Origin of the sequence: Caldalkalibacillus salinus (assembly GCF_016745835.1) — a bacterium.
Lineage (GTDB): Bacteria > Bacillota > Bacilli > Caldalkalibacillales > JCM-10596 > Caldalkalibacillus_A > Caldalkalibacillus_A salinus.
Genome location: NZ_JAERVL010000012.1, coordinates 212,537 through 237,995 on the forward strand (window position 1 = coordinate 212,537; position 25,459 = coordinate 237,995).

General features: G+C 42.9%; 29 protein-coding genes. 11 read left to right on the plus strand and 18 right to left on the minus strand.

All coding sequences use genetic code 11. The features are described from left to right. Positions 1-10: 10 nt before the first annotated feature. The 8 genes from JKM87_RS09115 to prsW form a co-directional block, all read right to left on the minus strand. Positions 11-607, minus strand: coding sequence for a lysophospholipid acyltransferase family protein (locus JKM87_RS09115; RefSeq protein ID WP_202080030.1), 597 nt, complete (start codon positions 605-607; stop codon positions 11-13). 36 nt (positions 608-643) lie between these two features. Beyond that, a complete protein-coding gene (gene cmk, locus JKM87_RS09120; RefSeq protein ID WP_202080031.1) occupies positions 644-1,318 on the minus strand; it encodes a (d)CMP kinase in 675 nt (224 codons plus the stop codon). A gap of 184 nt (positions 1,319-1,502) precedes the next feature. Further along, on the minus strand, positions 1,503-1,739 hold the full coding sequence (locus tag JKM87_RS09125; protein ID WP_202080032.1) for a DUF5359 family protein: 237 nt from the start codon (positions 1,737-1,739) through the stop codon (positions 1,503-1,505). 129 nt (positions 1,740-1,868) lie between these two features. Next, the gene (locus JKM87_RS18205; RefSeq protein ID WP_202080033.1) at positions 1,869-2,546 is read right to left on the minus strand and encodes a PilZ domain-containing protein; all 678 of its coding nucleotides are present in this window, start codon (positions 2,544-2,546) and stop codon (positions 1,869-1,871) included. An 82-nt stretch (positions 2,547-2,628) separates the two neighbouring features. Beyond that, positions 2,629-3,966: a germination protein YpeB gene (ypeB, locus tag JKM87_RS09135; protein WP_202080034.1), complete on the minus strand. Its 1,338-nt coding sequence runs from the start codon at positions 3,964-3,966 to the stop codon at positions 2,629-2,631. A 4-nt stretch (positions 3,967-3,970) separates the two neighbouring features. Then, on the minus strand, positions 3,971-4,921 hold the full coding sequence (gene sleB, locus JKM87_RS09140; RefSeq protein ID WP_202080035.1) for a spore cortex-lytic enzyme: 951 nt from the start codon (positions 4,919-4,921) through the stop codon (positions 3,971-3,973). A 149-nt stretch (positions 4,922-5,070) separates the two neighbouring features. Beyond that, positions 5,071-5,250 carry a hypothetical protein gene (locus JKM87_RS09145; protein WP_202080036.1) on the minus strand — a complete coding sequence of 60 codons (180 nt, stop codon included), beginning with the start codon at positions 5,248-5,250 and terminating at the stop codon, positions 5,071-5,073. A gap of 27 nt (positions 5,251-5,277) precedes the next feature. Then, positions 5,278-5,973: a glutamic-type intramembrane protease PrsW gene (gene prsW, locus JKM87_RS09150; RefSeq protein ID WP_202080037.1), complete on the minus strand. Its 696-nt coding sequence runs from the start codon at positions 5,971-5,973 to the stop codon at positions 5,278-5,280. Between the two features lie 75 nt (positions 5,974-6,048). Here prsW and JKM87_RS09155 point away from each other — a divergent pair, with 75 nt between their 5' ends. Continuing rightward, complete coding sequence (locus tag JKM87_RS09155) at positions 6,049-7,020, plus strand: asparaginase (RefSeq protein ID WP_202080038.1); 972 nt, start codon at positions 6,049-6,051, stop codon at positions 7,018-7,020. A 156-nt stretch (positions 7,021-7,176) separates the two neighbouring features. On the opposite strand, the gene JKM87_RS09160 is transcribed toward JKM87_RS09155, so the two are convergent. Then, the gene (locus tag JKM87_RS09160; RefSeq protein ID WP_202080039.1) at positions 7,177-8,451 is read right to left on the minus strand and encodes a Glu/Leu/Phe/Val family dehydrogenase; all 1,275 of its coding nucleotides are present in this window, start codon (positions 8,449-8,451) and stop codon (positions 7,177-7,179) included. A 178-nt stretch (positions 8,452-8,629) separates the two neighbouring features. On the opposite strand from JKM87_RS09160, the gene JKM87_RS09165 reads away from it, so the two are divergent. Further along, entirely contained in the window at positions 8,630-9,358 is a 729-nt protein-coding gene (locus JKM87_RS09165) for a PIG-L deacetylase family protein (protein WP_202080040.1), read from the plus strand. 155 nt (positions 9,359-9,513) lie between these two features. Here JKM87_RS09165 and JKM87_RS09170 read toward each other — a convergent pair whose 3' ends face one another. Beyond that, a complete protein-coding gene (locus JKM87_RS09170; RefSeq protein ID WP_202080041.1) occupies positions 9,514-10,125 on the minus strand; it encodes a genetic competence negative regulator in 612 nt (203 codons plus the stop codon). A gap of 259 nt (positions 10,126-10,384) precedes the next feature. On the opposite strand from JKM87_RS09170, the gene JKM87_RS09175 reads away from it, so the two are divergent. The 4 genes from JKM87_RS09175 to JKM87_RS09190 all read left to right on the plus strand — a co-directional run bounded on the left by JKM87_RS09175 (position 10,385) and on the right by JKM87_RS09190 (position 16,527). Continuing rightward, on the plus strand, positions 10,385-11,587 hold the full coding sequence (locus tag JKM87_RS09175; RefSeq protein ID WP_202080042.1) for an efflux RND transporter periplasmic adaptor subunit: 1,203 nt from the start codon (positions 10,385-10,387) through the stop codon (positions 11,585-11,587). Between the two features lie 37 nt (positions 11,588-11,624). Then, the gene (locus JKM87_RS09180) at positions 11,625-14,675 is read left to right on the plus strand and encodes an efflux RND transporter permease subunit (protein WP_202080043.1); all 3,051 of its coding nucleotides are present in this window, start codon (positions 11,625-11,627) and stop codon (positions 14,673-14,675) included. A 64-nt stretch (positions 14,676-14,739) separates the two neighbouring features. Continuing rightward, a complete protein-coding gene (locus tag JKM87_RS09185; protein ID WP_202080044.1) occupies positions 14,740-15,504 on the plus strand; it encodes a GDSL-type esterase/lipase family protein in 765 nt (254 codons plus the stop codon). 99 nt (positions 15,505-15,603) lie between these two features. Further along, entirely contained in the window at positions 15,604-16,527 is a 924-nt protein-coding gene (locus JKM87_RS09190; protein ID WP_202080045.1) for a polysaccharide deacetylase family protein, read from the plus strand. 188 nt (positions 16,528-16,715) lie between these two features. Here the strand turns inward: JKM87_RS09190 and JKM87_RS09195 are convergent, their stop codons facing one another. From JKM87_RS09195 to JKM87_RS09210, 4 genes are read right to left on the minus strand one after another with little or no spacing between them, the layout of a single operon-like run. Beyond that, a complete protein-coding gene (locus JKM87_RS09195; protein WP_202080046.1) occupies positions 16,716-17,525 on the minus strand; it encodes a metallophosphoesterase in 810 nt (269 codons plus the stop codon). A gap of 4 nt (positions 17,526-17,529) precedes the next feature. Continuing rightward, entirely contained in the window at positions 17,530-17,997 is a 468-nt protein-coding gene (locus JKM87_RS09200) for a hypothetical protein (protein ID WP_202080047.1), read from the minus strand. A gap of 54 nt (positions 17,998-18,051) precedes the next feature. Next, on the minus strand, positions 18,052-18,537 hold the full coding sequence (locus JKM87_RS09205) for an NUDIX domain-containing protein (RefSeq protein WP_202080048.1): 486 nt from the start codon (positions 18,535-18,537) through the stop codon (positions 18,052-18,054). A gap of 3 nt (positions 18,538-18,540) precedes the next feature. Continuing rightward, on the minus strand, positions 18,541-19,353 hold the full coding sequence (locus JKM87_RS09210) for an SDR family oxidoreductase (protein ID WP_202080049.1): 813 nt from the start codon (positions 19,351-19,353) through the stop codon (positions 18,541-18,543). A gap of 144 nt (positions 19,354-19,497) precedes the next feature. Between JKM87_RS09210 and JKM87_RS09215 the strand changes: the two genes are divergently transcribed. The 4 genes from JKM87_RS09215 (at position 19,498) to JKM87_RS09230 (ending at position 21,891) form a co-directional block, all read left to right on the plus strand. Further along, positions 19,498-19,959: a DUF441 domain-containing protein gene (locus JKM87_RS09215; protein ID WP_202080050.1), complete on the plus strand. Its 462-nt coding sequence runs from the start codon at positions 19,498-19,500 to the stop codon at positions 19,957-19,959. A 77-nt stretch (positions 19,960-20,036) separates the two neighbouring features. Continuing rightward, positions 20,037-21,104: an inorganic phosphate transporter gene (locus tag JKM87_RS09220; protein WP_202080051.1), complete on the plus strand. Its 1,068-nt coding sequence runs from the start codon at positions 20,037-20,039 to the stop codon at positions 21,102-21,104. Positions 21,105-21,121: 17 nt separating this feature from the next. Further along, entirely contained in the window at positions 21,122-21,460 is a 339-nt protein-coding gene (locus JKM87_RS09225) for a hypothetical protein (protein ID WP_202080052.1), read from the plus strand. Positions 21,461-21,585: 125 nt separating this feature from the next. Next, the gene (locus tag JKM87_RS09230) at positions 21,586-21,891 is read left to right on the plus strand and encodes a spore coat protein (RefSeq protein WP_236838725.1); all 306 of its coding nucleotides are present in this window, start codon (positions 21,586-21,588) and stop codon (positions 21,889-21,891) included. Positions 21,892-21,954: 63 nt separating this feature from the next. On the opposite strand, the gene JKM87_RS09235 is transcribed toward JKM87_RS09230, so the two are convergent. The 4 genes from JKM87_RS09235 to JKM87_RS09250 form a co-directional block, all read right to left on the minus strand. Then, the gene (locus JKM87_RS09235; RefSeq protein WP_202080053.1) at positions 21,955-22,983 is read right to left on the minus strand and encodes an ion channel; all 1,029 of its coding nucleotides are present in this window, start codon (positions 22,981-22,983) and stop codon (positions 21,955-21,957) included. Positions 22,984-23,047: 64 nt separating this feature from the next. Next, positions 23,048-23,392, minus strand: coding sequence for a YolD-like family protein (locus tag JKM87_RS09240; protein WP_202080054.1), 345 nt, complete (start codon positions 23,390-23,392; stop codon positions 23,048-23,050). Then, positions 23,319-23,609 (minus strand): hypothetical protein, encoded by a 291-nt coding sequence (locus JKM87_RS09245; RefSeq protein ID WP_202080055.1) that lies wholly within the window; start codon positions 23,607-23,609, stop codon positions 23,319-23,321. The genes JKM87_RS09240 and JKM87_RS09245 overlap by 74 nt, the downstream gene beginning before the upstream one ends. 146 nt (positions 23,610-23,755) lie before the next feature. Further along, positions 23,756-24,007 (minus strand): phage holin family protein, encoded by a 252-nt coding sequence (locus JKM87_RS09250; protein ID WP_202080056.1) that lies wholly within the window; start codon positions 24,005-24,007, stop codon positions 23,756-23,758. 166 nt (positions 24,008-24,173) lie between these two features. Here JKM87_RS09250 and JKM87_RS09255 point away from each other — a divergent pair, with 166 nt between their 5' ends. Next, complete coding sequence (locus tag JKM87_RS09255; protein ID WP_202080057.1) at positions 24,174-25,457, plus strand: glycoside hydrolase family 18 protein; 1,284 nt, start codon at positions 24,174-24,176, stop codon at positions 25,455-25,457. Positions 25,458-25,459: the final 2 nt, after the last annotated feature.

Sequence of the window (25,459 nt, forward strand, 5' to 3'; positions counted from 1 at the left end):
ACTTTCACTTTTATAATTGATTTTTATGTTCATCGAGTAATTGCTGTATGCCTGTCATTATCCGATCAGTTGCTTCCTGTACTTTCTCAGAGTTCACCTTATCTTGTCTCAGGTCTTCTAGATCAATCGGTTGACCATACACAATTTTAACCCCTTTAAACAGTTTGTACGGACCGATCACGGCAGTAGGAATCACGTCGGCATTTTCTTTTAAGGCGAATAATCCCACGCCAGAAAAAGCTTTGCCTAATCGCCCTGTTTTGGATCGCGTGCCTTCAGGAAATATCCCTAATGTGCCACCCTCTTTTAATATGGATAAACTTTTTTTAAGGGCTTGTTTATCGGTGACGCCTCTTTTCACCGGAAAGGCACCAAAGGACCGGATTAAAAAAGACACAACCGGAATCTTAAAAAGTTCTTGCTTCGCCATAAAGGATACTTTTCTATCTGTTCCACAACCGAGGATGGGCGGATCGAGATTACTGATATGATTGCAACATAACATCACAGGGCCCGTACTAGGGATATGTTCGTTCCCTACAACTTCATAGCGATAGAACAGGCGAAAAAAAACTCTGAACAATCCTCTGAAAATGTGATATAACATGAGGACCTCTCCCCTTTCAAAAACACATCTCTTTCGTCACACTTTTTGATACTGTGTAATTAACTCTGATATACGCTGAGCCACTTCGTCAATTGAAAGACCTGTTGTATCAATTTCAGTCGCATCATCTGCCTTAGTTAAAGGGGCGACTTCTCGATTACTGTCCTTCTCATCCCGTACTCTTATTTCTTCTTTTAGTTTTTCGAGATCAAGATGTTCACCATTTTGCTGGTTTTCTATGTACCTTCGTTTAGCCCTCTCCTCTATTGAGGCAGAGAGATAAACCTTCACCTCCGCATGAGGCAGAACATGCGTACCAATGTCACGCCCGTCCATGACAACACCTTTGTTTTCGGCCATGTCTCTTTGTAAATCCAACATGGCCTGTCTCACTTTACCATGTTGGGCCACATAAGACACTTGATTCGTCACTTCCCTGTCGCGGATATCCTGTGTGACATCTGTACCGTTGACATAGACCTTTTGCCCATCTTGCCCTGCAGTTAACTCTAAATTCGTCTTATCTAGTAAGGTCACTAGGTCTGCTTCCTGATGAACATCTACGTTTCGTTTCAGCGCCTCTAGGGTCAGGGAGCGGTACATCGCACCTGTGTCTATGTAAATATACGAGAAACGGTCAGCAACCTTTTTAGCCACTGTACTTTTACCTGCCCCCGCTGGTCCATCAATCGCTACATTAATCTTCTTCATGCTCCTCACCCCTACCTCGTGATCAAGACATAAGAAAAACTTGGTATGAACCAAGCTCTCTCGGTCACATTTATTCAATAAGAAATGTTTGTGATCAGCCCTTACTAATCCTTTGTCGAAACATTAAATGATGTAAAAGCCTGTCGTCATACCAAGTTACAAAAGTAATAAAATCATACCATATTTAGTTGTGTTCTTTCAATACGATCTCTGCTTTAGTTTGATTCTGATGCCATACTCCTTCATATTGAAGCGCTTTATTGACATGATGTTGTGGTGATTCGTTTGGGAGTATAAAACCTTGAACGATGATAAGAACCATCACACAAAACAACAATGTTTTGAGGAGATAACTTTCCAAACGTGTCATTAAAAGCAGGACCATTTGTCTTGGTGACGTGCTAGACTGTGCATCTTCCATATGGCTACCCTCCTTATTCATCGCTTTTATTGTCACCAAGCAGGAGGAAAAATATCACAATCAGCACTTAAGATCTTAATCAGTCTAAATAAATCATTAGTGGTCAAACCCCGCTACAGCGACGCTTCTTTATAAAGTTGTGTGTCTGATTTTTCGTTGACGGTTGAAACAATACTGGACGATTGCTTCTTCATCTGCGGGCATGAGATTTTGAAATTCTATGGAGTGACGTAATAATGAAGGGTCTTTTGGGGATGGTTCTACACGTACGACACGGGCAGTCCCGCTAGGTTGTAATACTTGTCCCTCTGGCATCGGAAGCGTGAGGGACCAATTTAATATTGTTGCTTCAGGCAATGGATGGTTTGCATCGTAGGCGAGTCCACCAGCACTGAGGTCAATGGTATGAGTTTCAAATGGGGCGATTTGGGTCGTTTCATGAGGTTGAATTCTAACGACTAAATGACAAGGAACTCTAAAATTCTTTCTCCTTTGGATACGTACGATGTCGTCTTTCTTCGGGTAGGATAAAAGTGTCACCATCACATTGTTAGGGTCACGTTTATGACTGAGTACATCACAAGGAAAAGTATAGCGGGCGCCATCGTAAACATCATAAGTGGCACTCATTTTTTCTCCGACAGGAAAGTAAGTGACCTTCCCTTCTCGAGTGATGGGACACTCAATACAAATATGGTCCTCTTGGATGTCTACTAACCTCGATTTAAATGGCTCGTCTAACTGACTCATTTTGTCTTTACCCTGTTGTAAAGTCAAATGCTCTCCAATTTTAAACGGTATTTTCACTTCATGATCCCCCCTTCTATACTTGTATTATAGCAAAAATAAAAAAAGACCTACCACACAATGTGGTAGGTGGAAATGGGTTTTAAAGGGGTTGTGCTTGCTTCATCTTCTCTACTCTTTCTTCTTCGCCCGTTTCGGCATTAACGAAGACACGATAAGTTTCATTTTCAATCGTACCTAGAAGCTCATAACAAAGGGCGTATTCTTCTTCCTTCACCTCAATCATCGCAAGGTGATCTTCCATGACCTGAAGGTTTCCGTTTACATTTTGTTTCGCTTCATCAAGTGTCACTTTCGTCTCCGGAACTTCTAGATCTTTTTGATGATTGACAAGGTAATCTTCAGCATGATATCCGATCACATGGCCGTTATCGAGCGCGACCTTCACGGTTATATTTTCAGGATAGATACGGACATCCTCTTTTTGCCGGACAAATTCAAAGACGCCGACATTGTCATATTGATTGGTTTCTATGACCTCGAGTGAGGACAGGTCTCGTTTTTCTAAAAACGATAACGCTTTATTTTGGGCTTCGTGAAGCCCGATTTTAGCCTCTTTGACATTTCTGCTGTTAAGGAACCATACGACATGGCCACCTTTTTTGGACACATCGACGGAGATGGTATTCTTTCCATCTTTAATATGGACACTATAGATACTCACACCATCTTCATCATCATGTTCTTCGACTTCCATCTCAGCCTTTTTGATGCCAAGAAAATCGCGTACTCGCTGTTGCGCTTCTTTGGCAGAAATATCCTCTCCGGAAATTTTGCCTCGATCTGTCATATCGTTTACCGACTTGCTATCTGTGGCGTCATTTTCTGATTCAATGTAGCCTTGAACCTGTTCTTCTAATCCTTCAAAGCCTTGGACAATACCCTTGTCCATATCGGCATCTTCTGACGCTAATGCTACCTCAACATCCATCCAACGTAAGCCTTCATCTAACACTTGAGATTGAACTTTTCGAAGCTCCGATTTGATCTCCTTGGATTGGCTGTGTAAGGTCTTCAGACGTTGCCATTCTTTATCACTTAATGGTTCTTGTTCTAGGTCACGCATCCCAATGTCATAAGTGTAATCAGCGATGTCTGCCAAGAACTCTTTCGTTTTTGAGAAGGCCATGAGATTGAGTGGTAATTGACCAATGTTGCTTTGAGCAACGTAGGACAACCGCCATATATTTGTCATACATGGCGCCATGAGTTTGCGACTATTCATCGCAATTGACTTCCCTAGTTCATCCTCCAAGTTACCGATGTTATTGTTTAGCTCATGAAAGGCTCTTTGGTAATTGTTCTCTGCTTGAATTAAGACTGAGTTTTTGTCTTGATGTTCTTGGTAGCCCCAAAAACCAACAGCTGCTACAGCTACAACAAGGATGGCTGATATAGCAACATGTATTATTCGACCCATACTATTAATCCCCCATTCCTTTTACAAAGACATGTTTACCAATACGTTTGACCTGTTCACGTTCAAACATCCATTGGGATGTCGCCGTGGCAGGATTAAAGTAATACACTAATCCATTAGTAGGATCCCAACCATTGATAGCATCCTGTACCGCTCTCTCTGCAGTGTCATTTGGGTCAAGCCAAATTTGCCCGTCTGATACGGCTGTAAAGGCTCTCGGCTCAAAAATAACACCCGAGATCGTGTTAGGAAACCGCTCGTCGTTCACACGATTCAAAATGACAGCCGCAACCGCAACCTGACCTTCATAAGGTTCTCCGCGCGCTTCACCGTATACAGCGTTCGCTATTAGCCTTAGGTCATTATCTGTAAAACCATCCGGTATATTGACACCTTCTTCATATTCACCTACGGGTGTCTCGGCCTGTTCACCAGCTTGATCCCCACCATTAGGTTGAGCACCTTGATCACCACCGGGTGCTGCATGTCCTCCACCACCTGGTTGACCGGCTTGCCCCCCAGGCTTCGTCCCAGGATCCCGTTGCCCCGGTGGTGGCACCTCGCCCTGAGGTCCTTTTTGATCTCCGTATGTTTCAGGTGTTTTTCCTTTTTCTAGCTCACCAAAAACATAGGCACGATCATAACGCGTGACTTTCTCTAGCTTTTGCTTCAATTCATCACCGACATACCCGTCTACTTCAATACCAAAATCATTCTGAAAGTTCCGGACAGACCAATAAGTACCCCAACCGAATACGCCGTCTATTTTTCCTTTGTAATACCCTATATATTGTAGCCTTGCTTGTAGCTCGATCACGTCATCTCCTACAGCCCCTCTTTGAATGACTTGAGGACTAAATGCATGAGAAGGGGCAGGGAGAATAGACAAGATCAAACCTAATATACACACGAATATCGCACAACGTAACATTGCTTTTCCTAGACTGACTCTCATGTGAGTACCTCCTCATTTTTATCCTCTCGTAGTGGTATTTTTCTACTTACATTTAGGATTTATACAAAAAAGGAAAAAGAACGAGTTGTCCTTTTTCCTCTTAAACATGACGTTTGTTAAGTTTTTGCTATATAACGCACACTTAGTCACTAGGGTAATGGTGGTTGTTCAACTTCGGAACGAATGTTGAAATCATTTTCGTTGTTACATACACAACGCTTAAAACCGGTTCCATACGTCCCTTTACCTTCTTTTGTTCCTCTTAGAATAAAGTTTTCACCACATTGGTTACAGCGTATAAAAACTTTAAGTCTATCCTGTTTATTCATGGGAACCTCCTCACAAAAATCATACCTTCAGTATGCCCCAATATCATGATTTTTAGAAGGAGATGAACCGATGGAAACGACGGTATTATTGGCGATCTTCACTTTGCGCAGGCTAAACCACCATAACCCGATCATAAACGGAGCTATGACCCATTGCCACCAGTTTTGTCCTAAGATGAGAATGTAATTGTAAACGCCATGCAGGACAACAGGTAAAATGATGGAATAAAAAAAATACTTTCTCATCACTGTGGAAGGAACATTGAATTTTGCTTTGCCTATGTAGTAACCCATCACAACCCCGAATAATGCATGGCTTGATACAGGTAACAATGCTCGTAGCATAGCATGGTCCACCCCATGCACCCATAAATAGAGGATGTTTTCCATCGTGGCAAATCCCATACTGACAGCTACACTGTAGACAATCCCATCGTAGTGCTGATTAAAGACGACGTGATGAAAAACGAAAAACATAAGGATAAACCATTTAAAAAACTCTTCTAATAATGCCGTATTCATGAAAGCTTCAAGAAAAGGAGGTAGCTGCAGGGCTTCTTGAATTGTCAGTTGAATGACCATAACAGGAAACACGAGCAAGACACCTAGCACAAATAAACGTCCAACAATGGCCACTGGCTCTGTGTCAAATTTTTCATTTAAGTAAAAGAAACATAACAATGCTAAACCCGGAGCCACTGCCGCCATGATGAGACTCATCATCTTCTTTCCCCTTTTCTCCCTTTTTAACTTCATGTTAACATGAAACGAGAAAAAAAGAATAGCAGGAGGGTCGAGATGAAAAAGAACATTGTGATTATCCATACAGGTGGGACCATCGCCATGTCTGAGGACCAGACAGGAGCGGTACGGCCTAATGAGGCAAATCCACTAGACACAACATTATCTATACTCCAACCCTATGCCCACATCACAGTCGATGACTATACCAATATCCCTTCTCCGCACATGACGCCTCAGATTATGTTTAAGCTTGCCAAACGCGTAGAGCAATATGTTAACGATAGTCAGGTTGATGGTATTGTACTCACACATGGAACGGATACATTAGAAGAAACCGCTTATATGCTCGACCTATTAATCTTCTCGGAGAAACCGATTGTGGTTACGGGGGCGATGCGTAGTAGCAATGAGTTAGGTGCAGACGGCCCCATTAATTTACTTCAATCGGTTCGTGTAGCAGCCTCTAAAGAAGCTTTAAACAAAGGCGTATTGGTCGTCTTTAATGATGAAATTCACACTGCTAAAAATGTAACAAAAACGCATACGAGCAACGTCAGTACCTTCCAGTCACCACAATATGGTCCTATTGGCGTCACAACAAAGCAAGGCATCAACTTTCATCATGCTCCGATTAATAGAGACCATTATGATATACATCACTTACGTAAAAAAGTTGTTTTATTGAAAGCTTTTGCTGGCATGGAACAAGAGTGGCTAGAAGCACTTTTAAATCAGAAACCAGATGGCATCGTTATTGAAGCTTTTGGTCAGGGGAATTTACCCCCATCCCTACTTCCGGCGATCAAACAAGCTTGTAACATGAATATCCCTATTGTCCTTGTTTCTAGATGTTTTAACGGCATTGTTCAAAGTACCTATGGCTACGACGGTGGTGGTAAACAACTCAAGGATTTAGGCGTTATATTTTCAAACGGTTTAAATGGACCGAAAGCACGATTGAAGCTCATGGTATCACTAGAAATCACTCAAGACATTAACCTATTACAACAGTACTTTAACCGCTAAGTATTTCTGTATTTTTTAAAACAGTTTAAAGCGATAACGTAAAAGCTACATGAAAAAAACCTGCAAAATCATGACAGATTTTAACAGGTTTTTTTATTTAAGCTCTTAACATCACTGACATATATTCCATGATGACACACGCCCAGGTCTACAGCTTTATACCCAACCTCTGAATCTCGACGCTTCGGCTAGTTTTCGTACACCGACCATATAAGCCGATAGCCTCATATTCACTTGCCTTATCTTTGAAGCTTTATATACATTATCGAAAGCTTTGACCATAATATTTTCTAGTTTTGCTTCTACTTCTTCCTCCGTCCAGTAATACCCTTGGTTATTTTGGACCCATTCAAAATAGGACACCGTTACACCACCAGCGCTTGCAAGCACATCTGGCACAATTAATACGCCTTTATCCGAAAGAATACGAGTGGCCTCGATTGTTGTTGGCCCATTGGCGGCTTCTACAATGATTTCAGCTTTGATACGATCGGCATTTTCGGACGTAATTTGGTTTTCAATGGCGGCTGGAACGAGTATGTCACACTCAAGCTCTAAAAGTTCCTCATTGGTAATAGTATTTTTGAATAACTTGGTAACGGTTCCAAACGAATCCCTTCGATCTAGAAGATAATCAATATCAAGTCCTTCAGGGTCGTGTAGCGCGCCGTATGCGTCAGATATGCCAACGACGGTGGCCCCTGCGTCATGCATAAACTTAGCCAAGAAGCTCCCAGCATTACCAAAGCCCTGAATGACAACCTTTGCCCCAGTTAAGTCGATTTCCTTCTTCTTCGCGGCCTCGCGAATACAAATCGTAACACCTTTGGCCGTAGCGGATTCACGACCGTGTGAACCACCTAACACAAGCGGCTTACCGGTAATAAAGCCAGAAGAATCGAACTCTCGAATCCGACTGTATTCATCCATCATCCAGGCCATAATTTGAGAGTTTGTAAACACATCCGGTGCAGGAATATCCTTCGTCGGTCCCACAATTTGACTAATCGCTCGTACATAACCACGGCTAAGACGTTCTAGTTCACGGAAAGACATTTCACGCGGATCACAGATAATACCGCCTTTTCCTCCACCATAGGGTAAATCAACAATACCGGATTTGAGACTCATCCATATTGAAAGCGCTTTCACTTCATCTTCTGACACTTCTGGGTGAAATCTAATACCGCCTTTTGTTGGTCCGACTGAATCGTTATGTTGGGCTCTATATCCTGTAAAAATCTTGACAGACCCGTCGTCCATTCTAACAGGTATTCTCACAGTCAGCATTCGCATAGGCTCTTTCATCAGCTCATAAACTTGCTCAGGGTAACCTAGCTTAGACAGCGCGTCCTGAATAATAGACTGTGTTGAAGCCAATACATTTAAATTTTCCATTTCTTGCTTGGATTCTTCGGTCTTATCTCCCATTCTATGTTCACCTCTAAATCAATGTACATCGTTTAACATCATTCACATCATTACATCATTCACATCATAGTATACACCTATCCACACCCGCTGCAAAGATTTTTTATTAAAAATCCTAAACTTTAAAGCAGGGTTTTCACAATATCTGATACACTAGATAGGGAAAGGTGGTTAAAAAATGAAAAAGAAATTAATGTTCGCTTTCGCCCACCCGGATGATGAAACTTTTGCCACTGGGGGGACCATCGTTCATTATCAACAGCAAGGCCTTGAAATACACCTATATTGTGCAACAAAGGGTGAAGCTGGTAAAACGGGTCACCCACCATACTGTTCAAAAGAAGACTTACCACAAGTCCGTCAACAGGAGCTTGAGAAAGCCTGCGATATAATAGGGGTTGATCATCTGTACTTACGATCTTTTAAGGACGGTCAATTATCCCATACACCTGAACTTGAAGATGATCTTGAGGATGTTATTTCAGCCGTACAACCTGATATCCTTGTGACTTTTCCTCCACATGGCATTTCGGGTCACGCTGATCATATTCGTATGCAACAGCTCTGTTCTCGCTTAGCTCACGAAGAACGTATATCAGGGTTACAGTCCCTTTATTATGTGACCCGACAAAATGACAATCAAGATAACCAACCACCATACGGTGAAACACTCGACCAGCTTGATGTGATTATAAATGTTGAAAGCACAAGAAAAGTGGTATCTGAAGCACTTCAGGCGCATCGGACTCAAAATATATCTGTCGGTCGCGTTTTCCCAGGGATATTCGAGGGTAAACTGAGTGGCATTCCTGCAGAAAATGTGTATCAGGTAGCCTGGGATGCTCCGCAGTATGCTGAAAAAAGAAAAGCGCAAAAGCGCCCTTATCACAGTTTATTTATAACGTGACGGGGCGTGCTTACGACCGCTCTTACTCTGGTCTTTACTATTTATTGTCATGTCGTTGCTTAGTAACCTTCATATCCCCTAGGCTTAAATATTTTTCTCATACAAAAAAGCATGCCCGATGTTGATGCTTCTTAGCAATCCAGGGCATGCTTTTTTTATAAATGAAAGTGCTCGCAGACGGAAGCGACGGCCTGTTCCTTCATCACCGTTGTCGCATATTCATCTAATATAAACTTACTAATCATAGACGGCTCACCAAATTCAGACAAGATGGCAATCACAAGGTCATACACCGTTTCTTCTAAGGTTAAATCCTCAAACAAGAGGTAGTATCGTTGATGATATCGGAATAATTTCCCTTCCTTTTCAACAAACGGATGTAATTTATGACAAACAGAAATGACGTCTTCAAGATCCTTAAACGAGAATAGGACATCATCACATTCATCTAGTGTGACTTCTAATTCATAAAAGTCGTCTTCCAACGCATCTCTGTCCTCTTTATCTTCTGATGACTCAAAAGAACTTTTACCTTTTGTCACAATGACCACCATCCCTTGTGCTGGCAAATTAAACACTTCAACAGCTACAGGGCCGGTCACTTCAAAGTCTAGTTCTTGGTACGCTTGATCCATCATATCGTTAAACAGTTCATGTACCTTAGGAATGTCATGCCATATATCTTCCTTGTTAATCCCCCGCTCTACCAAATCGTCAAACGTTAGGAAGATTCTAATCTTGTCTTGGTTTAGGCGCTCAAGTCTCATAGTATGTGACCCTCCCTCGCCATCAACTAGTACTACACTATATGTGTAGACCTGTTGTTTGGTTCTAAAATTGTGTATCTTACTTGATTCATCTACACACAGAAACACAGAATGAGATAGATATGTTTTTACTTTATCACAATCCCGGAATGATGAAAATATAAAAGATTTGTTAAATCCACATATTATTTCTGTTTAAAGTTATACAAAAATGATACATTAAAGAATATATCATTCTGAGGAGTGTAGGTAAATCAACATGATGTATTCAAGACGTCATTGCCTTATTTTCATTATATTAGGCCTTATCTTTATCATGACTGGTTGTACGACGGCCCCATTACAATCCGCCGATCAAGATGAGGAGATTCTCCCCGTACGTGTAGGAAAAGTGGAACAAGGGACTTTTCAACAAACAATTGAAATTTCGGGACAAACAAGAGCACGACAAACTTTCCCTGTTGTGAGTCCAAGCGCACTTGAAGTCAAAGACGTGTATGTTCAAATTGGTGATCAAGTGGCAGAGGGTGATCCTTTACTTACCTTCGATAATCAGGAAGCACGCGCGCAGTTGCAGGAAGCTAAAGAACAAGTCCGTATACTAGAGGAAACTTACCAAGACGCACAATCACTGAGTAGACAAGCCTCAGAAGAAGCGAGTGAACGATTAAAAGAACAGGAAGAAGCCGTTGCGCGGGCCCAAGCCGTTGTTGAAGGAGCACAAACAGGCGCTGTCACCATTTTAGACTTGTTGCAAGCCTCAACGGAACTCATGTTATTTCAGAGTCAAATGGCCCAAGGGCCTGACACTTCCTCTTTTTCAAACATTACGCAGTTAGAGCTTCAGTTAGAACAAGCACGTACACAGGTAAGGTTGGCGGAGGAATCTTTAAAAAGATTAACGGTTACAGCGCCTTTTCCAGGTTTAGTGACGGCTCGATACATCGATCCGAACGACATGGCCATGCCTAACACGCCTGTCCTACAGGTGTCTAACTTAGATCAGATCATGATTGATCTACAGGTCGGGAGCAGTCAAATTAACCAACTTCGCCAAGGCATGGATGTTATGGTGCATTTAGAAGAGGAACAAAAAGCGATTGAAACGTCATTGCATACCTTATCCCCTGCGCCGGGTCCAGAAGGTACCTTCCAAGCCCAAATACGCTTAGATAATGAAGACCGTGCTATATTTCCTGGGAAACTTGCTCGTATCCAAGCGGAAGTCGCATCAATGGAAAACAAGATCTTGGTCCCTGTGGAAGCTATCTTTATACAAGATGAATCTTCGTATGTGTATACCATTGATGAAGAGCAAGTGGCCCACCTTCAACCTGTTGACATTGAAGAGCGCAATCAGCATGTCGCCGTTATTAATGCTGGCTTAACGCCTGGTCAAGCGGTTGTGACAAGCGGCAAAAACCGCCTAACGGACGGACGACGTGTGTATATACAAAATTAATGTACAAGATTATTCAATCTAGAAGTGAGTGAACGTCATGAAACTATCTACTCTTGCAGTTAAAAGACCCGTTGCCATGTCTATGGTGATCATTCTCATCATCATCATTGGTCTCGTATCCTTACAAGGTCTTACCGTTGATTTATTCCCTGAACTGGAGTTTCCTATCGCAGCCATTACGGTGAATTATGATGGGGTTGGTCCTGAGGAGATGGAACAGTTAGTCGTCTCACCACTAGAGAATATGATGGGAACCATATCTAACGTTGAAAGTATAAACTCCACATCAAGAATGGGTGGTGCCCTCATTATTGTCCAGTTTACGTGGGGAACCGATATGAATGATGCGACCCTACAAATGAGAGAACGCATTGACATGGTTCGTGAAAATTTACCAGCCGACGTTCAAACACCGACGGTATTAAAATTCGACCCGCGGGTGCTCCCAATCATACAACTGGCGGTATCTAGTTCTGAATATGACATTACTGAAACAAAACGTATGGTCGAAAACCGCATTAAACCAAAACTGGAACCAATCGAGGGAATTGCGGCTGTCAATGTAGAAGGTGGACGTGAAGAAGAAATCGTTATTCAATTGGATGCCCAACAGCTACAAGCATACGACCTCTCTCTGCAAAAGGTCCAACAGCTTTTACAAGCCGAAAATCTCAGTTTACCAGGGGGCATTGTGAAAGATCGAGACCTCGATATCCCTGTTCGAATCGTAGGACATTTTGAATCGGTTGAGGATATACGACGGCTTCCTGTCCCCACCAACCAAGGGGTGATCCCTCTTTCAGCGTTCGCTACCGTTGAAGAAACTTACAAACAGGATAGTGTTCTAAGCTTTTTAAACGGTGAGTCTAGTGTCGGTATTAGTGTTCAAAAACAAACAGACGCTAACACAGTCGCAGTCGCCCGTGAGGTAAACGAAGCGGTCGCTGAATTACAAGAGACAGTCCCGAATATGACGATCGAGCCTATTTTCGACCAATCCTTGTATATTAACCAGTCCATACGCACGGTCGCTATTAACATGTTCATTGGGAGTATTTTAGCCGGATTAGTGCTCTATCTCTTTTTAAGACACTTCCGTTCAACACTCGTTGTGGTTTTGTCTATTCCCCTTTCCATCGTTGGCACCTTCATTTTAATGTATTTTACCGACCAGACACTTAATCTACTTACCTTAGGTGGATTAGCTCTAGGCATCGGGATGATGGTCGATAATGCGATCGTCATCATTGAAAATATATATCGCTATCGACAGTTGGGCTATAGTATGAGGCGAGCCGCTATGAAAGGGACCAGTGAGGTTGGTCCAGCCGTTATAGCCGCAACATTAACAACCGTTATCGTCTTTTTACCCATCGTGTTTGTAGAAGGACTGGCTGCGCAGTTATTTAAACCACTTGCACTCAGCGTGACTTATGCTTTGCTTGCGTCACTTTTTACCTCTTTAATTGTTGTCCCCCTACTCTCATCTCGTCTGCTTGATATTAATGATGAGGATACGCTATTTCAGCGCGGTTTTGTAACGTTAAAAGATCGTTACCAATCCGTATTAAAATGGGCATTAGAACGACCCAAAAAAGTGGTGCTGGCTGTTTTTTTACTGTTATTAATCAGTTGCGCTGGCATTCCGTTTATTGGCACAGAATTTCTACCACACCAGGATCAAAGTATGATCTATCTAGACGCCCGTTTATCGGTCGGGAGTTCACTAGAGAGCACCGTCGATGTGACCAAAGACATTGAGAAAGAGCTCGAACATATACCGGAAATCAGTCATGTTTTCGTTACAGTTGGGGGCGCAGGGCAATTTCAATTAGCATCAGGAAGTTTGACCCATCGTGCTAACTATCATTTACAGTTGGTCCCTCTCTCACAACGTTCCCGCTCGGATCTTGAGATTGCAGATGATATTCGAGAACGGCTTGATCATATACCAGATTTGAGTGTTAGGATACAAACGGGTGACTCTGGTTTTTCGGGACAGCCGGTATCGTTACGCATTCAGGGGCAGGACGTTCAAGTTTTAGAAACGCTAGGACAGCAAGTTGTCGACCTCATTACGGATATTGACGGGGTACGTGAACCTGAAAGTGATTTTACACAAGGACAGGAAGAAATGCGAATCGTTGTGGATCGTCACCGTGCGGCACAATACGGCTTGACTAGCGGACAAATCGCATCTGTTGTCCATGAAGCGACAGAAGGCGCCTTAGGGACACGTTTAAGTCGTACGGGTGATGAAGTTGACGTTCGACTCTCTTTGAATCATGACGATCTCTCTGTTCAAGAGCTTGAACAACTGCAAATAGACACGCCTGTAGGTCAACGTGTTCCTCTCCACCTCGTTGCTGAGATCATAGAGGATCGTAGTCCTCATACGATACGTCGAGTGGATCGTATTCGAGAAGTGACCGTGAATGCTCAACTCATCGATCGTGATTTGGGAAGCGTGACCAAAGAAATACGGGAAACATTAGCTGATGAACTCGCGCTCCCCGCTGGTTATAATATTCATTTTGGCGGCCAGAATGAACAGATGATTGACGCCTTTCAAAAGCTAGCGGCGGCTCTTGCCTTGGCTGTTGTCCTCGTGTATATGATAATGGCAGCCCAGTTTGAATCTTACTTCTACCCTTTTATTATTATGACGGCTGTACCTCTGACCATTATTGGGGTGATTTTTGGCTTACTCGTGACCTTCCGCCCATTGAACGTAGGGTCTCTTGTAGGCATACTCGTCTTAACCGGCATCGTTGTTAATAATGCTATCGTCTTTATTGATTACGTCAACACGTTACGTAAAAATGGCATGGCAAGAGATGAAGCCTTGTATACCGCTGGTCCTATTCGTCTGAGACCGATTTTAATGACGGCACTCACAACGGTGATTGGACTCATCCCACTCATGCTTGGCTTCGGAGAAGGGACTGAGATACAAGCACCGATGGCCACTGTCATTGTATTTGGTTTATCATTTGCCACGCTGATTACACTCGTTTTCGTCCCTGTTATGTATAAAATCTTTGATGAATGGAGCGAAAAACGCCGTGCTCGAACGAAAGAAACTTAACAACCACCTATCAACGATCAATAAAAAAACAATTTGGACTTTGATGATCTGTTTGTGTCTTTCTGTGACCATTTCAAGAGCCGAGACTGCTCTTAGTTATAGTCATGATGAACGATCAAACCCTAGGGAGGAACTTACAGCGACCACAGAAGACAGTGAATCCGATATCGTGCTAGACGATACAAATCCTTCTGATCTGTTCTACATTGCTTTGGGTGACTCCTTAACAGCTGGCATCGGGTCCTCTGTTGAAGATTATTTACGACTAAATGCCTTTGTTCCCCAGCTTGTCGAACAACTTCGATCAGAGCAAGGTGTTTATGTTGAGAACCACGGGATTCCTGGTATCACCAGTGGACAGTTGCTTACTTATCTCCAAGAGGGGCCCGGTATGACACAAAAATTAAATCAAGCGAATCTTATTACGATAACGATCGGTGGTAATGATTTACTCAGCGCTCTCAACACGGAAGATATTGATGAGAACCATCTCCAAACGCGTTTACAGCAGTACCGTAAAAATTTATCTACTATCATCGAGCATATTGTCTTGTTCAATGACACGGCTGCCATTTACGTCATGGATTTATACTTACCCTTTCCAGAAGAACACGCGCTGCATGAGACCGGGACTGAGGTCATTCCCACTTTTAACGCCATCGTACAAGACGTTGTTGAAGCATATACCAATGTACATAGGGTGTCCGTTTATGACACCTTTTACGGTCACGCGCAGGACTACACTCACATAAACGAACAGGACGTCCATCCCAATGATGAGGGATACCGACTCATAGCAGATGCCTTTTATGAAACGATCAGTGATTAATACTGGTCGTTTTTTCCTTTTAAAAAAAGTGCCATATTTTACGTTGTCCATTGTACAATAGTAAAAAGGGAATAGCTTGATAAAGGGGGAAGAATAGGCATGAGCTTTGCATTCCGACGTGTGGTTTACGCCATCATCTTGATGAGTATTTTAGTGATGGTTTACGGTTGTCAAAGTGAAAATGTATCCCAACCGCAAGATGAAGATGGTAGCCACAAGGCAAAAGAAGTACAGCCTGAGGGCGAGGAGAAAAAAGACACAGAGGAACATGAGAAAGACGGTGATGAGGAGATGAATCATAATCAGGACACCGATACGAATGAACATAACACCCATAGTGAAGAAACGATCTCTACTGAAGAAGGTGAACAAAAGCGGTACGCGGTAAATCCCCAAAATTACATGATTGCACCCGTTGAGGATGATGAACAACGTAAAGAGACCCAAGACGAGAAAGTGGCGTTGTTAACTTTTGACGATACACCGACGGGTGATGCGACAATGGATATTCTTGATATATTGGATGATTTTAATGCGAAGGCCATCTTTTTTGTGAACGGGCATTACGCTGAACAAAACGTGGCACTTTTACAAGAGATCTCCGCTCGTGGCCATCTTATCGGTAACCATACTTGGTGGCATATCTATATCCGGCAAGAAGAGCCTGAAACGGTACGCGATGAAATTGTCGGACTTAATGATTTTCTTGAAGCACAGCTAGGAGAGCGTCCGCTCTATTTCCGCCCCCCTTTCGGTCAAAATTCAGATATTTCCTTAGATATCATTCAAGAAGAAGGCATGCAAACCATGAACTGGTCTAACGGCTCATTGGATTGGGAGTTTAACACACCTGAGGAGATTACAGATCAAGTGCTGTCGAGTATGAAGAACGGCGACAACATTCTTTTTCATGATAAACCTGTTACGGCGCAGGCTTTAAAACCAATATTAGAAGCCCTAACAGAAGAAGGGTATACGTTTGTTCTTCCTACAGAGGTTCACACTCCTCATAGCAAAGATTAAATACTCATCTAGAGCGCCTATGGCGATGCAATATAAGCTCACGATAACAGAACGTTAAACATTGGCATGGTCTTACCATAGTAAAATCCCCCTTCAAAAGTTAGAGTGTGTACGACCCACAATGTGCATTGTGGGTTTTTTACACTGTTTTAAAAGGGGATCTATAAGAGTCACGTGTGTAAGGTGTTTTATCTCCCACTCCTACAAGTAAGAAGATGAATTTCAGCTTCTGCTTTCAGACGTAAAGGCAGTCTAGACGTACCTACTCCGTTACTGATCAATAGAAGTCCTTTACCCTTAAACACTGGGTATTGCCCCGACAGATACCGGCGATAAAATGAACGGAAGGAAAATGGGGGTCCTAGAATAGGTAAATTGATTTGCCCTCCGTGCGTGTGCCCGCTTAATATCGCTTGGATACCTTGATCAACTTCGAGCTTACGCATGATAATGGGGTTGTGTACCAATAGCAAACGATAACCAGGGGATGTAACATCAGCTAAAGCATGTTCGATGTCATCCCGTTTTATCGTGCAATCATCCAGTCCGATCAACCATAGACGATCTTGACCAGATTCTAAAGACACCGCACGGTTATCTAGCACATGCACGCCCAGTTCCCGCAACATAATATCTAAAGCACGATAATCATTCTGGTAGTCGTTGTTCCCCCACACAAAGTATGTAGGTGCGAGAGATACAAGCTTTCCCACCTGCCTTTGTACAGCTTGTAAATCATGCCCCTTCTCCGTGAGATCTCCACCAATCAAAATCAGATCAATAGATTCCCCTGCTAGTAACTCGAACATGTTCTCTGAAATGTCTTCTCGATGTAAATCAGACAAGTAAAGGATCTGCACACCGTCAAACCCTGTTGGCCAATCAGGAAAATAGATATCCGTTTTTCTCAGCTGTATGTTTTTTGCATTCCTGTACATGACACTCAATATGACCATGAGCAGCACTAGACAGGACATTAATATTATCACTGTGATCATGATTTTACCCCTCTCGAACGAATACCCGTCTTGTTTTACGCTGGGGCAAAAACGAGATGAGCTCGAATATAGCCACCATTAATGTCAAGGTTACAGTTAAGGTTGGGAATTGTGCCAAAACACGCACGTATAACAAACACATCCCTAGAAAAAGAAAAGAGGTTTCAAAAGGGAAAGATTTAAATAAATAAGCAACCTTGCATTCGTATACTATTTTTCTCAGAATAGATGTTGCAATTAACAAAAAAAAGATGAGAAAGGCAATACTCAATATGTAATGGAACGGTTTGTACAAGATAATAGAGAAGAGGTCTTCCTTATGCTCTAAGTCCATCTGATTTAAAGAATTCGCCTCTAAATCATTTTCTTCGATTCGACTATTGATATCATTGATGCTTGGCCAGATGTGAACGGAGAGCGTACTCAGGACCCAAGCGACAATGAACAACACCCAATGGAGCCATAAACGCATATCAATCTCCTCCATCAACCTTCTTACTCGTACAATATGTCCCATTGAATAGATTTAGCACCCAAATATAGCATCTCTTATTCGTTTGAAAACCCCATCAGATACAATCGGTGAGTACCCCTTCGTTTCATCGGGTAACGTATCCATGGGCAGTAAGATAGCCCCATTCGTATCGTCACCTGTAGCGTCACCCATGGTTGACACTTGAGCGACATACACATTTTTTATGAACGCGTCGTGCTGGCCTCTCACCGAGTATTGTCCTATAAGCCAAACGGATTGTGCTTTGGCACCCGTTTCCTCTTCTAACTCTCGTAAGGCTGCTTCAAGTGGCTGTTCTCCAGTCTCTATCTTTCCCCCGGGCCATTCAATGCCTCTCGATTTGTGCCTTGTAAAAACAAATTTTTCGTCATAAATGGGGAGCACGACCACGTGTCCTGCAGACGCTATTTGCCTAGGGTATATCACAAGTTCAACGTAATTGTCATATGCTCCCCTGAACGCAAAGCGTTGTTCCTCACCAGATAGCTTCCAACTCATCCTTTATTCCCTCTCTGTCGTCTTATTTATGGCATTAGATCTTTTTTTTAAAACGTTCATACCACCATTCACTTCAATGACACTGCCTGTAATAAAATCTGATTTTTCAGAGCTTAAGAATGTCACGACCCGAGCGATATCTTCACCTGATCCCGGGCGTCCAATGGGTGCGATAGGCGTTTCCTCCTGCGACTCGTTCTGTTGTTGTACGCCTTCAATGGTTTTCTCTTTATTCTCACCAACGATATCCCCCGGACAAATCATATTAACAGTGATACCATGCTCAGATTCTTCCTCCGCTGTACTCTTCGTCAACGACACGAGCCCTACTTTGGCCGCAGCAAAAACAGAACGGTATTTCCACCCTGATGCTTGTCCTGCATGATTAAAGCCAAATGTGATAATCCTTCCCCACTTTTGTTCTCTCATGAGGGGAATGATATACCTTGTTAAATAAAAAAACGAGCTTAAATTCCCACTCATCAATAGATCCCACTCTTCACTCGTATAATCCACTAACCTTTTACGTTCAAATACGTACGGTCCTGCATTAAGCACAAGAATGTCAATACGACCAAAACGCTGTACCACTTTTTGAACCATTCTGTGACAATCCTCTTGTTGTGACACATCTCCTTGTACGAGCATGCCCTTCACTTCATATACGTCTTGTATTTTATGTAATAGTGCCTTTGCTTGTTCTTCACTATTTCGGTAGTTGATGGCGACGTGGTGCCCATCCTTGGCCAAAGCTTCTACTGCTTGTACCCCTAATCCAGTTGCACTTCCAGTTATGAGAGCTACCCGTTTTGTCAATGGTCTCACCTCTTTGTATTGGCTGGTCTGTGGTCATAATCCTACAGTATCTATGTCTATGCCGATTGTACCACATGAAGACATAATTCTCATTTTGTACACATACGAATGCAATAAAAGCTTGTCTGTAACGGAGGAGACGCTATGCGCGGGGAACTATTATTAGTTTTGCTTATGGTGATCGGATTAATTGGACAATCACATATTATCGCCACCGCAGCCAGCCTATTACTCATATTAAAGCTCACCGCGCTAGATCGCTTTTTTCCTACAGTTGAAAGAAGGGGGCTAGAGCTCGGACTCCTTTTTCTGACGATTGCCGTCTTGGTCCCTTTTGCCACGAACCAAATTGGGTTGCAAGATATCGTTTCCCTTGTGACAAGCTGGTACGGGATCCTTGCCTTACTTGGAGGTGCCATTGCCACTTATATGAATCGTAAGGGACTGCAACTGCTACAACTGGAACCCGAAATGATCGTTGGTCTTATCGTGGGTAGTATCTTTGGTATCATCTTCTTAAAAGGCGTACCCGTTGGTCCACTCATGGCGGCTGGAATTGCCAGTGTTCTCGTTAAAAGTTTTGTTGTATTCCGAAAACTAAATTAAGGTGGACGTTAAGAAATAGGCACATGATTCTTCCTTTTTGCATTTAATAGCTTAGGCACACACCAGGAGGGATCAACATGTTAGTGGCTACTGCCATATTCTTTGCTTGTTTTTTTGCTATGAATATCGGAGCGAGTGGTACGGCTGCATCCATAGGTCCAGCATACGGCGGTGGGGCCATACGTAAAAAGTGGGTGGCTGTGTGTTTGGTCGGTATTGTTGCCCTCTTCGGAGCCATTTTCGGTGGTGGTGAAGTCACAAAAACAATGAGCGAAGGGGTCATTCCACAAGATATAGTGACCCACACGATTAGTGTCCTCATCATCGCTTCATCAGCAGCTGTTTTATTTTTTTCTAATAAAATGGGGATACCATTATCGACAAGTGAAGTGACAGTCGGTTCAATTATAGGCGTGGGCATCGCTTTTGGAAAAGTTTATATCCTACAAGTGATTGGCATTGTCTCTGTCTGGTTTGTACTCCCCATCACCGCTTATTGGTTTGCTAAGGGGTTGGACCGTCTAGTGCATTACTGTGAAAACCGTTGGTTAAAAGCCTACACAAAGCGAAAATGGTACCAACGATTACTCATTATATTTTTGATTTTTTTCGGATGCTACGAGGGGTTTGCAGCAGGGATGAACAACGTGGCAAACGCTATAGGTCCTCTTATTGCATCAGATATTTTATCCGCTCAGCAGGGAATTTTGTTGGGGGCTATTTTTATGTGTTTAGGTGCGATGCTATTAGGGGGGCCTGTACTAGAGACGAATGGAAAAAAAATCACCAAACTAAGTCTTGTACAAGGCAGTGTCGTATCCTTTACGAGTGGATCCCTGGTGATCATCGCCTCATTGTTCGGCATACCGGTTCCCCTTACTCAGGCAACCACCATGTCTATTATAGGCATCGGCTCAAATAACGAAGAGAAACATACCATATGGCAACACCCTGTGGTCAAAAGAATTCTTTTAGTATGGGTGCTATCACCTCTTATTGCTATGGCCGTCTCCTATAGTCTTGTTCAACTGTTTGTTTTCGGTTTCTATGCTCCCTTTATCGTTTGCATTTCCTCCTTTATCTTACTTTTTTTCTATAAAACGCTGAAACATGGGAACATTATTAACGATACAAATAAACTATAGTGCTAGGAGGATTAAACATGCAACAACAAAATACTTCGGGACAACAACCGCCCGTGATGAATGAGCCGCCTAGAGTGATTACCACAAAAGATGCGCTTTATCTGAAGGATCACATGTCTTGGCATCTCATGACCATGAAGAAATGTGCACACTATGCACAAGAGTGCACAGACCCTGAGATTAGACAAGCGCTAGATCAGGCAGGACGTATGCATCAAAAACATTATCAAATGCTCTTAAAGCATTGTCAAAATAACAACACAGCTGAAATGGCTAAGGTGCCTCAACCAAAACCAGGTCAGCAGCAACAACAAGGGCAACAACAAAACCAACAAAACCAGCAGCAAATGCAGTAAGGAGGAGCAACATGAACCAAAATCAACAGAACATGGGACAACAAGGTCAAGGGCAACAGAGCCAACAGAGCCAACAAAGTCAGCAGGGCCAAAATCCGAATCAGATCAAAAATGCTCAGTCGAGTATGTTACCCAAAGTGAAGGGGCCAGAAATGAACGACCGTGACCGTGTGAATGATGTACTCGCTACAGAGAAATATCTGATAACAGTAGCGAATATAGCCGCTTGGGAATCTAGTCACTCAGAGCTACACCAGGATGCTGTCTCTATCTGCCAAGAGCTCCAAGAGTGTCACCGTGACCTGTTTAACTTGATGTTCAAAAAGGGATGGTACAAGCTAGAAGCTGAAGAGCAACAGAAGCTTGATCAAGCCTATAAGCAATTCTCAAACTACTCAACGCAGTTTCCGTACACGACCCAGGCACATTAGTAACATATTCTCCTAACGTTTAAAAAGCGGATTCCGTCATGAGTGACAGAATCCGCTCTAAATTTATGATATTTTTATGTCGTCCTTTAGTCTTCGGTATGTGGCGTCATCACATATGACATATAATTGGGCGTCATCTGGAATAGGTTCATCTAAGCGCTGGATAATCGTAAAGTCATGATGGTCGGAAATGAGGTTAGCGCCCATATTCTTCAGTGCTTCAAAGGCGTCGTGATACGTGTACCATTCCGGGTCTCTTCTAATCTCCCACAGGTTAACCCCGTGCTTGTGACTTAACAGCTGCATAAACAGTCTCGTTGACCCTTTATGTAGGGCTGATTTGGCCATAAGGTCGGAGAATGCTTCATTGGATAATACAAATTCATCCACATTGGCATGTTTGAAATTTGGGATGTGCTTTTCTCTAATAATTTCGACGATGGTGTAGATTTGTCTCCCTTCTTTTCGGGCATAGCTTTCTATACTCGACACAATGAGCAGTGAGCGTCCATCCGCTGAGACCTCGTCTGTGACAGGATCAGAAGCAAAAACGAGGACTGCTTCGGCATCAAGTACACTTGCTTTTTCTAATGTCTTGACTTCAGTCGCATCTCCTTGGATGTAATGGATACGGGGATGTGATACAGGTGACCGGTTTTTCGTATCAATGAGGACAATATGTGCCTCCTCCTTAGATATGAGGATTTCATATATGGTTGTTTTCGCTTTTTTTGACCACCCAACGACAACGAACTGTGATTTCCCTCTGAATTGCAACCTTCCCTCTTCCTTCCATTTTCTACGTAATTCGAAAAACTCTACTATTTTCCCTAAGATAATCCCAATTAAGCCTATCCCCACTAAATAAAGAATCAGTGTATAAATCTTACCGATCGTGGTTTCTGGAACAAAGTCCCCGTAACCGGTTGTGGTCACCGTTGTCATGACATACCAAAAAGCAATAAAAGGGGTATTGAACATCTCAGGTTCTAAATAGTGTAAAAAGTAGGCACTAAAAACGAAAAACACGATAGCCATAAGGATAAGTCTCCGATTTTTTACTTTGACTGCCTGTTTCATTAGCTCAAACATGTTTTTCCTGTCCTCCGAACTAGTCTCTCCACTTAGTATGGGCCAATACCGTTCAATCTCAAACCTATACAACGCTAATATTTAAAACATCCTGTAGAGCAACCCAAGTATTCCCTTCATCGTTGGATAGCTTCAATTGTCCTTTGTGCACATCCACTTTGGCTATTGCGCCTGTCAGCGTCTGCGTCTCGAATGGATCGTAAAGCTCAACCACAACGGTATGATTTGCACACATGGCTGCATGGATCACCTGTGATAACGTCTCAAGGTGTTGCGCGTCTAGGAGTGGCTTTTCTTTCTTCGTATGCTGTTGACGGTACTTCACCATTTTTCCCTTATGTTCGGGCAGCATCATACGACTCGATTCCCAAAGTAAATTGTGTCCAGGTGTGAGCTTGTTGATTTTCAATGATCTCTCTCCTTTGCTGTACTGCTAATACTTTATCTAGCTGAAAGGTTCTATGTTTGTGACGTAGCAGACAAAAGGCTTCCACGTGTTCTTCTCCTACTGTTTTGACGAAAATTGTCCGTTGGGTTATATTTTGACGTTGATCCATATACATGATATCGACGGGGACGTGTTTCTCATGGGCCTTTTCTAACAAATGGCGAATATCCGTCTTCACTGCCTATCCCTCCGATTTTCTAGTCACTTCGTCGTTACGAACCGACAATAAGAACGTTCGTTCTTTCTTTTCTCATTATATGCGAACGAACGTTCTTTATTCAATCAGAAAAAAATTCCACATATGTCGTGGAAAGGTTAGAACGTTCAATTTTTTTCCCTCGTTTGTTTAATCAGTTGATGAACCAGTACAGCTCCCCCTGTAACCAATACCCCTTGTAAAAAAGCTTGGATGGTCAGCCCTAATATAACAGTAGAAAAGATGATGGCGATTGAAAGTAATATCCAAGGGATGGTCCAATTTTTAATGACCGGTGTAATTTTGAGAAAGTTACCGATAATCCACAATACTGGTATGAGGGCGTACAGTTCGTCTTTGATATATAGTAGCAAGTCCACTTTCTCTACACCTCCTTCGCTACTCTTAATTTAATATATGAACATGCTTGTCTCTTCGTGAATACAAAAGGATCGTCTTATGATTTAGGCTATCACCTAGTGTCGCTTCATTGAATAGGCTAAATAATGAATGACATGATTTTAAGCGATAAGGAGGAGAAAGACGTTGCAAATTCACGTGGTTCAACCTGGAGATAGCCTATGGCAAATCTCTCAAACATATAGCACGCCATTGGAGCGCATTGTCCAAACGAACCAGATTCCAAACCCTAGCCAACTGGTCGTAGGTCAAACCATCGTTATCCCTATCTGGGGAAGCTACCATTGGGTACAGCCTGGTGAAAGCTTGTTCCAAATTGCCCAACAATATGGCACCACAGTCGATGCACTGCTTCAGATCAATCGGATACCAAACCCTGATCAAATATGGCCTGGACTACGCCTGTATATTCCCCAGCAAGAAAGAGAGGTCAAGGACGTCAGCGCATACATTGAGATTATGGAGGATGGGACGGATGAGCCTCCGATACTCCAATCGGTTGCTCCACATTTAACTTACGTCACTATTTTCAGTTATGAGTTGAACCCCGATGGGACACTAAATCCGATTCCAGACCAACCCACCATTAACACGGCTTATCAAAACCGCGTTGTCCCTATTATGGTCATTACCAATATTGAGGAAGGCGGCTTTAATACCGAGCTTGCCACAACGATTCTTAGTGATGAAGATCTACAAGATCGTGTATTAAACGAAGCGATGCAAATCATGAACCAAAAAGGGTACTTAGGCCTTGACTTTGATTTAGAGTTTCTAGGGGAGGAGAACCGAGAAAGATATAATCAATTCCTAAGAAAAGCACAGCAACGACTGGATGAACAAAATTATCTCTTGTCCACCGCGATTCCACCAAAAGTAAGCGGAGAACAAGAAGGCGTGCTTTACGAAGGGCATGATTACGCCGCTCACGGTGAAATCGCGGACAAAGTGTTCGTCATGACGTATGAGTGGGGATGGTCAGGTGGGCCCCCGATGGCGGTGGCACCATTGGACCAAGTACGACGCGTCATTGAATACGCAGCTTCACAGATCCCAAACGAGAAGGTGATGATGGGGATCCCCCTCTATGGCTACGATTGGACATTGCCGTACGAAGAGGGTGGGGAGTTCGCCCGTGCCATTAGCCCACAAGAAGCTATTGAATTGGCTGCTCAGTATAACGCCGCCATTGAATATGACGAAACGGCCCAATCGCCATTTTTTAATTATGTCGATGAGGAGGGGAACCAACATGAGGTTTGGTTTGAGGATGCCCGCAGTATTCAGGCCAAATTTGATTTGATCAAAGCATTCAACCTTGGTGGATTTTTCTACTGGGTGCTGAGGTTTGAATTTCCACAGAATTGGCTGTTGATTCAGGATAATTTTCTAGTCCGTAAACGTGTCTAATC